Raw genomic sequence first — 13,046 nt, forward strand, 5'->3', positions numbered from 1 at the left:
CTCATGACGGGCTGCGCAAAGCCCCGTCACCCCCTATACTGCAGCCCCTTTTTTTTCCGCTATTGAACCGGAGAAACCCATGCTCAAGCGCTCGCTGGCCCTGGCAGCAGGCCTGGCCCTGTCCCTCACCTCCCTGCTCTCCCATGCCACCGACGAGCTGCGCGTCTCGGCCATTCCCGACGAGGCGCCCACCGAGCTGATCCGCAAGTTCAAGCCGCTGGGTGAATACCTGGAACAGCGCCTGGGCATGCCGGTGAAATTCATTCCGGTGTCCGACTATGCCGGCGTGGTGGAAGCCATGGCCGCGGATCGCCTGGACCTGGCCTGGTTCGGCGGTTTCACCTTCGTCCAGGCGCAGCGCAAGGCACCGATGATCCCCCTGGTGCAGCGCGAGGAAGATCAGAAGTTCACCAGCAAATTCATCACCGCCGACCCGGCCGTGAAGACCCTGCAGGATCTCAAGGGCAAGACCTTCGCCTTCGGCTCGGTATCGTCCACCTCGGGCAGCCTGATGCCGCGCTACTTCCTGCAGCAGGACGGTATCGTCCCCGAGCAATTCTTCTCGCGGGTGGCCTATTCCGGCGCCCATGACGCCACCGTCGCCTGGGTCGCCGCCGGCAAGGCCGACGCCGGGGTGCTCAATGCATCGGTGTGGAAGAAGCTGGTCGATGCCGGCAAGGTCGACACCAGCAAGGTACGGGTGATCGCCACCACCCCGACCTACTACGACTACAACTGGACGGTGCGCGGCAACCTGGACCCGCAGCTGGCTGCCAAGATCAAGCAGGCCTTCCTCGACCTGGACCCGGCCAAGCCGGCGGACAAGGCCATTCTCGATCTGCAGGCGGCCACTCGCTTCGTGCCGACCTCGCCGGACAACTACAAGGGCATCGAGGCTTCCGCCCTGGCGGCCGGCCTGCTCAAGTGAGTCTCGCCCTCAGGGGCGTGACGCTGGTCCACGCCGACGGCTCGCCCGCCCTGGCCGACGTCGATCTGCACCTGGAACAGGGTGAGCAGGTCGCCCTGATCGGCCCCTCCGGCGCGGGCAAGACCAGCCTGCTGCGGCTGCTGGCCACCGGGCTGCGTCCGGCTGCCGGGCAGTTGGAGGTGCTCGGCCAGGAGCCCTGGAGCCTGGGCAACCGGGCGCGGCGCCAGTTGCGCGCGCGCATCGGCCTGATCCATCAGGCTCCGCCCCTGCCGGCGCGCCAGAGAGTCATCACCGCCGTGCTCGCCGGGCGCCTCGGCCAGTGGTCGCTGGCGCGCAGCCTGGTCAGCCTGGTGCATCCGCTGGACACGGCCGGTGCCGCCGCGGTCCTGGCACCGCTGGATCTAGCCGACCGGCTATACGCCTCTTGCGACCAGCTTTCCGGTGGCCAATTGCAGCGCATCGGCATCGCCCGGGCGCTCTATCAGCAACCGCAATTGCTGCTCGCCGACGAACCCGTCTCGGCGATGGACCCGGTGCTGGCCGGCCATACCCTGGACGTGCTGAGCGACGCCGCGACGCGCCAGGGCACCACCCTGGTCACCAGCCTGCACAATGTCGAGCTGGCGCTGCAGCGCTTTCCGCGCATCCTCGGCCTGCGCGCCGGCCGGCTGCTGTGGGACAAGCCCGCCAGTGCGGTGAGCGCCGCCGATCTCGCCGAGCTCTATGCCAACGAGGGGCTGAGCACCGCCCTGCCGCAGGCGACAGCCGCTGCGGCCGAGACACCCCTCGACCTGCCGCGATGCTGAATCCGCCCTATCGGGACCCCGCCGCCCGGCCCCGCCTGCTGCTGACCCTGCTGGCACTGCTGTTGGCCTGGCCGACGCTGCACCTGGCAGAATTCGATCTCCTTGGTCTCTTCAGCGGCGACAACGCCCGCACCATGGGTCTCTTCCTCGCCGGCTTCTGGCCACCCGCCCACGACGCCGACTTTCTCGCCGTGCTGGGGCGCGCCACCCTGGAGACTCTGGCCATCGCCACCCTGGGCATGGCTCTGGCCGCACTCATCGCCCTGCCCGCCGCCCTGCTCGCCACCCGCGCCCTGTCGATCTCCGCCCTGCCCCGCGCCGGTCGGCCGGGACGGCTACCGCGGCTACTGCGCGGTCTGATCCGCGGTGTGCTGATCGTCTTGCGCAGCGTGCCGGAGATCGTCTGGGCGCTGCTGTTCGTCCGCGCCGTGGGCCTGGGCCCCACCGCCGGGGTGCTGGCCATCGCCATCACCTATGGCGGCATGCTCGGCAAGGTCTACGCGGAGATCTTCGAATCGGTCGATCCGCGCCCGGCGCGCGCCCTGCTGCTGCAAGGCGCGGGGCGCTTGCAGGCGTTCGTCTACGGCGTGCTGCCCAATGCCGCCAGCGAGATGATTTCCTACAGCGTCTATCGCTGGGAATGCGCCATCCGCGCCTCGGTGGTGATGGGCTTCGTCGGCGCCGGCGGCCTCGGCCAGCAGGTCGACCTGTCGTTGCGCATGTTCGCCGGCGGCGAGGTGGCCAGCCTGTTGCTGACCTTCCTGCTGTTGGTGCTGCTGGCCGATGTGCTGAGCCGCCTGCTGCGCCTGGCGGAGCGCGGCCAGGGCCGTGGTCGCGGATTGCTAACGGTTGCCGCGATGGGCGTCGCCCTGGTGGCCTCCGTCGGCTATCTGGGCACTGCCTTCGGCGAATTGCTCAGTGCCCGCGCCCTGGGCCAGATGGGTCGTTTTCTCGCCGACTTCCTCAGGCCCGACTTCTCCCTCGGCCAACTGACCGCCGTGGCCCGCGGCGCCGTGGAAACCCTGGCGATGTCGGCCCTGGGTACCCTACTCGCCGGGCTGCTCGGACTGTCGCTGGCCCTGCCGGCAGCCGGTCGCCTTGGCCTGGCTGCCCTGGCGCTGGCCCGACTGCTGCTCAATGCCCTGCGCGCCGTGCCCGAGCTGGTCTGGGCGGCGCTGATGGTCTTGGCGGCGGGACTGGGGCCCAATGCCGGGACCCTGGCCCTGGCGTTGCACACTGCCGGGGTACTGGGTCGGCTGTTTGCCGAGGCCCTGGAAAACACGCCCAAGGCACCGGCCGTGGCGATCCGCCTGGCCGGGGGCGGCCCGCTGACGGCCTTTCTCTACGGCACCCTGCCGGCGGTCTGGCCGCAGTTGCTGGCCTATCTGCTCTATCGCTGGGAAAACAACATCCGCATGGCCAGCATCCTCGGCTTCGTCGGCGCGGGCGGCCTGGGACAGCAGCTGTATTTCAGCCTCAGCCTGTTCCAGCAGGCTCAGGCCGCCACCGTGATCCTCGGCATGCTGGTGCTGGTGTTGGGCGTGGATGGGTTGAGCAATTGGGCCCGGCAGCGTTGGGTGGTCCGTTAGGCGTTCGGCTAGCGGATCTCCGGCAGCAGCAACTCCGGCAACTGGGCGAGGAAATTCGCTTCGTCGTCGAGCTGGCGCAGGTCCAGCCAGAGGGCGTCGGCGTCGATCCGGCCCACCACCGGGATGGGTAGCTGACGCAGGCCCTCTTCCAACTGTCGCAGGGCACGCCCACGCAGCCGCTTGCTGACCTGGGGGCGACAGCGCAGCGCCGCGCCGGGCAGTCGCGCCACCGGCTGGGCGCCGCTGCCGATCATGCCCAGGGCCGGCTCCACACTGACCGCGTAGGTATCGCCCAGGACGGCGGCGAAGGTCGGCAACAGCCGCTGGGCCTGGGTGGTGATGTCCGCAGCCGGGCGCGACAGCAGACGCAGGCTGGGCAGCCGCTCGGCCAGCCGATCCGGATCGCGATAGAGCGCCAGGGTCGCCTCCAGGGCGGCCAGGGTCAGCTTGTCCACCCGCAGGGCGCGCTTGAGCGGATTCTTCTTGATGCGCTCGATGAGGTCGCGGCGGCCGACGATGAGGCCGCACTGGGGCCCACCGAGCAGTTTGTCGCCACTGAAGGTGACCAGGTCCGCACCGTCGCGCAGGGCCTGCTGCACCGTGGGTTCGGCCGGCAGGCCCCAACGGGTCAGGTCCACCAGGGTGCCGCTGCCCAGATCTTCCAGCAGGGGCACCTGGTGGGCGCGGGCAATGGCGGCCAATTCGGGAGTGGCGACGCTGGCAGTGAAACCCTGCACGCTGTAGTTGCTGGTATGGACCCGCATCAGCAGCGCGGTGCGCGGGCCGATGGCGGCTTCGTAGTCGCGGGCATGGGTGCGATTGGTGGTACCCACCTCCACCAGCTTGACCCCGGCGCGGGCCATGATGTCGGGGATGCGGAAGGCGCCGCCGATCTCGATCAGCTCGCCGCGGGACAGCACTCCCTCCTTACGCGCGCCGATGGCGTGCAGGGCCAGCAGCACGGCGGCGGCGTTGTTGTTGACCACGGTTACCGCTTCGGCACCGGTGAGTTCGCGCACCAGCTCGGCCACCAGGTCGTCGCGATCACCGCGCTTGCCGGTGGCCAGGTCGAATTCCAGATTCATCGGCTGGCGCGCCGCCTCAATCACCGCGGCGATGGCTTCCTCCGCCAGCAATGCCCGGCCCAGGTTGGTGTGCAATACCGTCCCGGTCAGATTGAACACCCGGCGCACCCGCGGCCGGCTGCTCAGGGCCAGGCGTTCGCCCAGCCGCCCGGCCAGTACGCCCTCTTCCACTTCCACGGCGGTGAGGGTGCCGGCTCTCAGGGCTTCGCGCAGATCGTCCAGCAACGAGCGGTAGCCACCGAGGACCTGCTCGCGGCCATGGCGCTCCTCCAGCGGACGCGAAGCGGGATGGCGCAGCAGGCGGTCGATGGAGGGCAGGCGGATGGCGGTCATGAAGGCCTCTTGGGTCGCGTCGATCCCCAGTGTAGCCCGAACTCCCGGCGGGTCGACCCCGCCTCCCGTCGTCCGCCCAGCTTGGCCGGAGCGACGCGGCGCCAGACCTCCAGCGTCTGGAAATGACCTCCGGGTTCCCGGTTTGCCGCGCGCCAGAGCCCGTCCTAGGATGGATTTTCAGGCCTTTTGCGCCCCGGCAGTCGAAGGCTTGGCGACGACCATGCCCACCGTCCACGACAACAACAAAGGTGCCGTCATGTCCAAGAAAGCGTCCCCCTGGGCGAGCGATACCCTGTTCGATAACAGCGACATCGTCAGCCTCGGCAACTTCACCTATCTGCACACCCTGCAGACCACCGCCGCGCAACCGACCCAGCAGACCGCCCTGGCCGCCACGCCAACGGTGAGCGAATTCCTCAACGGCGCCATCAGCGAATACGTGCTGGGTGGCACCCCGGATGGCATGCGGCCGTTCCTGGTCGATGGCCATCAAATGACGCTGCACAACTCGCTCAACGGCGCGGTGGCTCACACCTGGGTCACTGCCGAGAACCAGATCCTCATCACCTACGCCGGCACGACTAGAGGCGAGAATCTGCTGATCGATCCCCTGGCCACGGCGGGCGGCCTGCTCAGCGACCTGCAAATCCTCAGCCAGCAGGTCTCCAGTGCGCAGCGGCAGTCGCTGGGGTTCGCCCATCAGGTCATCGAGGCGGCGGCCAAGCAGGGCTACGGCACCCAGGACATCTTCGTCACCGGCCATTCCTTGGGCGGCATCTCGGCGGAATACGTCGCCCAGCAGACCGGCCTCGGCGGCATCAGCTTCGAGGCCTCGGGCATTCCCCGCGATGCCCAAGCCGCGGGCCACGGCGGCAACTTCGTCAATGTGGTCACCCTCGGTGATCCGGTAGCCAACTACAGCTCCGACATCCGTGGCGAGCAGCCTTTCGCCCCCACCTTCGTCAGCCAGGCCGAGGGTGGTGGCAGCCTGCCGCACTATGGCTCGCTGTTTTTGATCGGTGCCCAGTCCGACCAGCACGATCTGACCCAGGCCGCGGCCAAGGTGGGCCATCTGTTCAACGGCGACAACGGCGGCCAGGTCAGGCCGGTGGATGCCGCCCTGCATCCGCTCAGCGTGGCGGCAGGCTTGGCCGAGGCGGTGCGACTGGTCGCCGAATTCCACCTGCCGGCCGCCGAATACACCAACCTGGGGGTGACGCCCACCGGCGGCTTCCTCGACACCCTGCCCGCCCATATCGGCACGGCCCATGGGCCGGTGCTGATGGTCGGCAACTACAGCGTGGCGGAACTGCAGGCCTTTGCCGAGACCCACGCGACCTTCGGCTAGCCGCCAGGAAACTTACAGCCTGCCGTCTGGGTCTGCCTCCCTATCGCCCAGGGCCCTCAGGGTCCTGCTGCCCGTATTGACCAGGAGAGAGCCATGACCGACAACGGCCCCCAGCGCATGACCGACGAAGAAGCCCAGGAATTCGCCACAGAGGTGTTCAACCTCGCCCGTACCGGCAATGCCGAGATGCTGGGCCTGGTGCTGGACAAGGGACTGACGCCCAACCTGCGCAATCACAAGGGCGACAGCTTGTTGATGCTGGCCAGTTACCACGGCCATCTGGAGGCCAGTCGTGTGCTGCTGGAACATAAGGCCGATCCGAATCTGGCCAACGACATGGGGCAATCACCGTTGGCCGGGGCGGCCTTCAAGAACAACCTGGCCATGGCCGAATTGTTGCTGGACCAGGGCGCTGCGGTGGAAGGCGCCATGCCCGACGGCAAGACCGCGCTGATGATGGCGGCCATGTTCAATCATGTGCAGATGGTGGAGCTGCTGGTCGCCCGCGGCGCCGATCCGCAGGCGCGTGACGCCGCTGGCAACACGGCGCTGAGCGTGGCCCGGGCCATGGGCGCCCAGGACACGCCGGCGGTATTGGAGCGGCTGGGCGGCGCCTGATCAGCGCTTCTGGTAGCGATAAAAGAGGTTGGGTTCGCTGACCACATAGAGGTTGCCCGCCGTATCCAGGGTGACCCCTTCGGGCTGGCGGATACGCCGCGACAGGCCGCCGAAGGGGGCCAGCAGGGAGCGGGTATCCAGGGTGCGGCCCTCATCGTCGAGTTCGATCAGCATGCGCGATTCGTCGCTGAGCAACAGCAGGTGGCCGGTGCGGCGGTCGACATGGATGGCGGATAGATCGCCGGTGGCCGGCGCCTGGTCCAGCCAGGCCTGGCGATCGATGATGCGCAGGGCGAAGTCGCCATCGAAGCTCTTGAGCAGGCCGCGGATTTCATAGAGCTTGCGCGGTGAGTGCTCCTTGACCACGTAGAGGCGATCCCGGGCCGCGTCATAGTCCAGCCCTTCGAAACCCTGGTTGCCGCGGGGGAAGAGATCCAGGGTCAGGCTGCGATAGTCGCTACGGTGCAGGACATCGTCACCTTCGGGAATATTCACCAGGGTCAGGGCATTGGCGCCCTCTTCCGCCAGCAGCAGGCGGTCGTTGCCCAGATAGGTGACGCCCTCGACGTCGTCGAAGCCTTCCAGGCGGTGCCGCTCCAGCAGAGCGCCGTCACGACTCAGGGCCAGCAGTTCCGGTGGATTATTGACCACCGCCCACAGCCGGTCGCGCACCGGGTCGTAGCTGAGATCGGAGAGGTTCTCGCTGATGCCGACCACCGGCTTGGCTTCCACCACTACCCGGTAGCGGCCGAGTTCCAATGAAGTACGAGGCTCGCTCTGCCATTGCTGGCCGAGCCAGAACAGCAGTTGGCTATCCAGGTGGCTACTGCGCAGCCCCTGGGTGAGCCCCAGCGCCAGCAGCAGGGCCAGGCCCAGTAGCCAGCCCGTTCGGCCAATCCTGATCCGCCTTACCCATGCCGTCATCGCCTACGCCCCGTCATTGTTGTACGGGGCGGAGTATCTAGGGCTGTCTTTATAGTTGTATGACAGTCTCAGCGGCGCGGCTGGACCGGGTTACCTTCCCAGCGCGACCGTGCCGGCAGGGTTTCGCCCTTCATCACCAGTGACAGCGGGCCCAGCTCCACGTTGTCGCCGACCTGGGCGCCATAGAGCACCACGCTACGCGGCCCCAGGTTGACGCCCTTGCCCAGCTCGACTTCACCGACCTTCATCACCCGGTCTTCGAACAGGTGGGTCTGGGGCCCGGCCAGGGCGTTGAGTTCGCCATGGTCGCCGAGGCGCACGCAGTCGAATTCGGTGAGGTCGGTGGTATCCAGGTAGGTACCGCGGCCCAGGCGCGCGCCGAGCAGGCGCAGGGCCAGCGGCAGCCAGGGCGTACCGCGCAGGGGAGCGAGCAGGTTGGGCACCGCCAGGGTTTCGTAGAGGCTGGTGATGGCCTCGCTACGCCAGACGAAGAAGGTCCACATGGGCGCCGAACGCGGACGATAGCGCCCCACCACCAGCCATTTGAGCGCCAGCACCACCCCGAAGCTGGCCAGGGCGAAGAGACTACCGGCCGCCAGGGTCTCGCCCAGCAGACTCAGCCAGGCGCCCTGCTGCCACAGCGGCACCAGGGCTTCGGCGATGGCGCAGCCGGCGGCCACGGTGAAGCCGGTGGGCAGCACGATACGCAGGGCTTCGATCAGGCCGCGGACCAAGCGGCGCCAGGGCGCCGGGCGGAAGGTCAGGCTTTCCGGGTAGCCCGTGAGGGTTTCCCGCGCCGGCAGCCGCACCGCCGGCGAGCCGAGCCAGGTCTCGCCCTGGCGCAGGGGCACGCCTTCGTCGAGGCGTCCCAGCACACCGACCAGGGCATCCTCGGGGATATGGCAGCCATCGGCCACGTAGGCGCCATTGCCGACGAAGCTGCGGCGGGAGACGGAGGTTCTTTTGAGAGTGATCCAGCCCTGGGCGATCTGCTCGTCCCCCAGCATCACGGCATCGGCGATAAAGGTCTCGTCACCCAGCTCCAGCAACGAGGACACCGGCCCTGCGGCGGTGGAGATCTCCGCGTCACGCCCGACCCGGGCGCCCAGCAGACGGTACCAAAGGGACGAATAGACCGTGGCATAGAGCCCCTGCAGACTTTGCAGCGCCGATTCCTGGATCAGGTTGGCCAGCCACTTGCGCCAGTAGAAGAGACTGTCGATCGACCACTGGCCTTCTTCCAGGCGCGGCAGGATCAGCCGACGCGCCAGGGCGCAGCCGAGCAGGGTCAGGGCGACACTGACCACGCCCAGCGGCAGGGCCAGCACGCCGTACTGCACGGCGTCGAGCACCAGCGAAGAGGTGTGCCACCAGGGTAGGCCACCGAGGTTTTCCAGCTGGTCGATCAGCAGCGCCAGGGGGAACAGCGGCATGAAGAACAGTACGGATACCGCCAGGCCGCTCACCGCATAGAGTCCGTTCAGCAGACTGCGCCTGGCCCGGGAGCTGGCCGCCGGCGGGACGATGCGAGCGCCCACGGCGCCCTGGTCATGGGCCGGGGCACCGCCCCAGTTACGCCCCGCCGGGACGCTCTGCCCGGCGCGCAGCGCGGATTGGGCCTGCAGCCGACCCCTGTCACCGATGGCGGTGTCGCCTTCGAGGATGGCATAGGAGCCGACCTGGGCTTCCTGGCCGAGGGTCACGGCGCCGAGCAGCAACTCACCACGCAGCACCCGGGCGTTCTCGAAGTTGACGCCGTTGCCCAGGCTGACGCCCTGCCCCAGGGTCAGCAACTCGGGCACGCGCAGGGTGATGGTGCCGATGAACGCCTGGTCACCCACCTTGGCCCCCAGCAAGCGCAACCAGCCACGCGCCAGCGGCGAGCCGCTGAGCAGATAGGCCGGTGCCATAGCCAGGAAGCGCTCGCCGAGCCACCAGCGGTAGTAGGTCAGGCCCCACAGTGGATAACGTCCAGCTTCCAGGCGACCGGTCAGGCGTTTACCGACCAGGGCCACGGCGAATTCCAGGCCGATGGCTAGGACGAACAGCCCCAGGGCGGTCAACATGGCCAGCGGCAGCGCCGTGCCGGAATGGATCAGCAGGGGGAAGGCCAGGAAGGGCGCCAGCCAGCGCCCCAGGCGCAGGGTCAGCAGCGGCGGCAAGGCTACCGCCTGGGCCAGCCCACAACGCCAACGCCGCCAGCGACTGGGCGGGGCCCAGGCCTCGGTGGCCGTGGCCTGGCCCGCTTGCTCAGCATCGGCTTCGAGGGCCTCGGCGATGGCGCCCAGGGTCCGGCCGGCATAGACCGCCTTGACCGTGGCGCTGGCATAGCGCGGGTCCTGGCGCAGCCGCGAGACCAGGCGGGCGGCGAACAGCGAGTGGCCACCCAGGTCATCGAAGAAATCCAGCTCGGTCTGCAAGGGCTGGCCGGGGAACAGCTCGGCGGTGGCCGCCAGCACCGCACCCAGCGCGCCGCTGGCCGCGGCAACCGGGGCCACGGCGGCGATGGCCAGCGGGCGGGCGCGCAGTTGCTTGCGGTCGATCTTGCCGGAATTCAGTCGCGGCATCTCGCTGAGCCACTCGAAGCGACTCGGCACCATGTACAGCGGCAGGCAGCCGGCCAGTTCGGTCCGCAAGAGATCGCTACGCGGCGCCGGGCCGCCATCGCCGACCATGAAGGCCACCAGTTGCTCCACGCCACCCTCTTCGCGGAGCACCACGGCCACGGTGCCCACGCCGGGTTGGCGGGCCAGGGTGGCTTCGATCTCGCCCAGTTCGACGCGATAGCCGCGGATCTTCACCTGATCATCGACCCGGCCCAGGCAATGCACCTGACCCTGGGCATCGACCCGCGCCAGGTCACCGGTGCGATAGAGCTTGAGGTCGTGGCTGCCGCTGCTCCAGGGATTGGCGAGGAATTTCTCGGCGGTCAAATCCGGCCGGCCCAGGTAGCCATCGGCAACACCCGGACCGGTGATGCAGAGTTCGCCCACCTGCTCGCGCGGCAGCAGCGCCAGCGGCTGGCTGGCATCGGCAGGCACCACCAGCAGGCTGTAGTTGGGCAGCGGACGACCGATGGTCACCGGCTCGCCCGGCTGCAATGGCGCCAGGCTCGCCGAAACGGTGGCCTCGCTCGGCCCATAGGTGTTGAACAGCCGTCGCTGGGGTCGGCTCCAGCGCGCCACCAGCGGCTCCGGGCACATCTCGCCGCCGAGGTTGATCAGGCGCAGGCTGGGCACGTCTTCCGGCAGCAGCGCCAGCAGGGTCGGCACCACGTGCAGGACGCTGATGCGATTGGCGGTCAGCGCCCGGGCCAGGGCCTCGGGATCGGCGGTGATTTCCCGCGGGGCCAGCCAGAGGGTGGCGCCTACCAGGTAGCTGATCCAGATCTCTTCGAAGGACATGTCGAAGGCCACCGAGAAGCCTTGGTAGACCCGGTCGCCGGCCTCGATGCCGAGCAGCGCATTCTCGCTGCGCAGGAAGTGGCAGATGCTGTCCTGGCGGATACCGATGCCCTTGGGCTTGCCGGTGGAGCCGGAGGTGTAGATGAGGTAGGCCAGATTGTCCGGCGACACCTGACCGCGGCGGCGCAGGGTCTCGTCGGCCGCCAGGGGCGCGCTCAGCAGATCGGGGGTCCAGCACTGCAGGCCGGGGCGCGCCAGCAGGTCGGCGAAGGGCGCCCCGGTGATCACGCCCACCGCCTGGGCATCTTCCAGGCACAGCGCCACGCGCTCGACCGGGGTCTCGGCATCGCAGGGCAGCCAGGCGGCGCCGGTCTTGGCGATGGCCAGTTGCATCACCAGCAGCTCGATGCCGCGCGGTAACCAAAGGCCCACTACCCGACCGGGCCCGGCACCGGCCGCCAGCAGCCGCGAGGCGGCGCGATCGGCCCAGGCGTCCAGCTCGCCGTAGCTCAGGCTGCGCTCGCCTTCGAGCAGGGCGGGCCGCTCCGGCGCACGGGCCGCGGTGGCCTCGAACAGATCGGCGAGGACTTCATCGCGGCACAGGTCGGGACGGGCAGCGCCTTCGACCAGACTGAGGGAGAGTTCGGCAAGCGCTTCCATGGGGACAGCCTCTGGTTGTTTAGCGCAGTGTGTATCTCTCCGGTTACGCGCTCCTTAAGGCGGGCTTAGGGTTTGCTTAAGGCGAGGTGGCGTGGCTTATAGAAGGCTCAAGGGATAGCTGACGATGACCCGATTCTCGTCGTAATCGAGGTTACTGAAGTCACGCCTCACGCTGGCGTTGCGCCAGCGCAGCGACAGATCCTTGAGGGCGCCGCTCTTGAACACATAGGCCAGCTCGGACTCACGCACCCATTCGCGGCCATCCCGCACTTTGGCCAGGCGCACGTCGTCGCCCCTGACGTAACGGGTCATGAGCGACAGCCCAGGCAGGCCCAGACCGGTGAAGTCATAGTCGTACCTGAGTTGCCAGGAGCTTTCGTGGGGGTTGTCGAAGGCTGTGTTGAAGGTATTGTTGGCCAGGTAGATCCCGCCCGTGCCGTTCACCCTCATCCAGCCAGTCGCGCCCTGGTTGAGCTGGCGCCCCAGGCTGAAGACCTGCGCGCCGCTGCGCAGCGACACCAGCAACGAATAGGTGGTGTTGTCCAGATCTCCCGCCAGCGCCCGCCCCGTCTCCCGACCGCGATAGACGCCGAGGTTGGCGTCGAGCCGCCGGTCGCCGCCCAGCGGTAGGCTCTGGATCACCCCCAGATAGTGCTGTCGATAGACATCTTCCAGTTCGCCGCTCCAAAGGCGCAGGGTGGTCCTGGTCGCGGCGATCTCGTAGTCGGCGCCGACGAAGTCGAAGCTATCCGCGGCGATCTTGCCGTATCCCAGCTTCTCCAGACTGTCGTCGCTGCGCAGGCTGGTGCGCCGAAAGCGGCCGAGTTGGAGCTTTAGATCTTTGATCTCGGTCGAGGTCAGTTGCATGCCCTCGAAGGTCTGCGGCAGCGCACGGAAGTCGTCGGCATTGAGCAGCGGTAGATTGGGCATCCACTCGCCGTACTTGAATTCGGTCTTGGCAAAGCGGGCCTTGGCGGCCAGGCCAAGTCTGCCGAAATCCGCGGCGGGCTCACCGTCGCTGTGGCGCGGCAGCAACAGGGCGCCATAACGTCCGGCTCCGCCATCGAGCTTGACCGCGTACTTGCCCAGCACATCGACGCCAAAACCCACGGGGCCGGGCGTGAAACCCGAACGGGCATCGAGGATGAAGCCCTGGGTCCACTCTCGCGCCTGGTCGAGTGGATAGCTCTGCTGGGTGAAGTCGCGCTGGAAAAAGAAGTTGCGAAAGGTCAGGACCGCACGGGAATCCTCGAGGAAACCGGCTGCCTCGGCCTGACCAGTCAGGACGGCGAGGCTCAACAGCAGGAAGCGCTGGGCAAGACGAACGACCATGGCAAGTACTCCTAATTAT

At 68.1% G+C, this 13,046-nt stretch carries 9 protein-coding genes and 1 pseudogene; 6 read left to right on the plus strand and 4 right to left on the minus strand.

The annotated features are described in order from the left end of the window. Window positions 1–79 precede the first annotated feature (79 nt). The 4 genes and pseudogenes from CCZ28_RS10240 to phnE all read left to right on the plus strand — a co-directional run bounded on the left by CCZ28_RS10240 (window position 80) and on the right by phnE (window position 3,323). Window positions 80–928: a putative selenate ABC transporter substrate-binding protein gene (locus CCZ28_RS10240; protein WP_140217759.1), complete on the plus strand. Its 849-nt coding sequence runs from the start codon at window positions 80–82 to the stop codon at window positions 926–928. After that, window positions 925–1,734 carry a phosphonate ABC transporter ATP-binding protein gene (locus CCZ28_RS10245; RefSeq protein ID WP_140217761.1) on the plus strand — a complete coding sequence of 270 codons (810 nt, stop codon included), beginning with the start codon at window positions 925–927 and terminating at the stop codon, window positions 1,732–1,734. Before CCZ28_RS10240 ends, CCZ28_RS10245 begins: the two co-directional genes overlap by 4 nt. After that, window positions 1,728–2,540 (plus strand): annotated as a pseudogene (locus CCZ28_RS24670) (PhnE/PtxC family ABC transporter permease); the annotation flags it as partial. The gene CCZ28_RS10245 and the pseudogene CCZ28_RS24670, both read left to right, overlap by 7 nt. Before the next feature lie 51 nt (window positions 2,541–2,591). After that, the gene (phnE, locus tag CCZ28_RS24675) at window positions 2,592–3,323 is read left to right on the plus strand and encodes a phosphonate ABC transporter, permease protein PhnE (protein ID WP_240795284.1); all 732 of its coding nucleotides are present in this window, start codon (window positions 2,592–2,594) and stop codon (window positions 3,321–3,323) included. A gap of 8 nt (window positions 3,324–3,331) precedes the next feature. Here the strand turns inward: phnE and selA are convergent, their stop codons facing one another. Beyond that, on the minus strand, window positions 3,332–4,741 hold the full coding sequence (selA, locus tag CCZ28_RS10255) for an L-seryl-tRNA(Sec) selenium transferase (protein WP_140217765.1): 1,410 nt from the start codon (window positions 4,739–4,741) through the stop codon (window positions 3,332–3,334). Window positions 4,742–4,997: 256 nt separating this feature from the next. Here selA and CCZ28_RS10260 point away from each other — a divergent pair, with 256 nt between their 5' ends. Continuing rightward, window positions 4,998–6,089 carry a hypothetical protein gene (locus CCZ28_RS10260; protein ID WP_140217767.1) on the plus strand — a complete coding sequence of 364 codons (1,092 nt, stop codon included), beginning with the start codon at window positions 4,998–5,000 and terminating at the stop codon, window positions 6,087–6,089. 93 nt (window positions 6,090–6,182) lie between these two features. After that, window positions 6,183–6,707: an ankyrin repeat domain-containing protein gene (locus CCZ28_RS10265; RefSeq protein ID WP_058766664.1), complete on the plus strand. Its 525-nt coding sequence runs from the start codon at window positions 6,183–6,185 to the stop codon at window positions 6,705–6,707. Here CCZ28_RS10265 and CCZ28_RS10270 read toward each other — a convergent pair whose 3' ends face one another. The 3 genes from CCZ28_RS10270 to CCZ28_RS10280 all read right to left on the minus strand — a co-directional run bounded on the left by CCZ28_RS10270 (window position 6,708) and on the right by CCZ28_RS10280 (window position 13,027). Continuing rightward, complete coding sequence (locus CCZ28_RS10270; protein WP_140217769.1) at window positions 6,708–7,631, minus strand: SdiA-regulated domain-containing protein; 924 nt, start codon at window positions 7,629–7,631, stop codon at window positions 6,708–6,710. Between the two features lie 68 nt (window positions 7,632–7,699). Continuing rightward, on the minus strand, window positions 7,700–11,695 hold the full coding sequence (locus tag CCZ28_RS10275; RefSeq protein ID WP_140217771.1) for a Pls/PosA family non-ribosomal peptide synthetase: 3,996 nt from the start codon (window positions 11,693–11,695) through the stop codon (window positions 7,700–7,702). 96 nt (window positions 11,696–11,791) lie between these two features. Beyond that, window positions 11,792–13,027, minus strand: a complete 1,236-nt coding sequence (locus CCZ28_RS10280; RefSeq protein ID WP_140217774.1) for an OprD family porin — start codon at window positions 13,025–13,027, stop codon at window positions 11,792–11,794. Window positions 13,028–13,046: the final 19 nt, after the last annotated feature.

The organism is Pseudomonas oryzihabitans, from assembly GCF_006384975.1.
Lineage (GTDB): Bacteria > Pseudomonadota > Gammaproteobacteria > Pseudomonadales > Pseudomonadaceae > Chryseomonas > Chryseomonas psychrotolerans_B.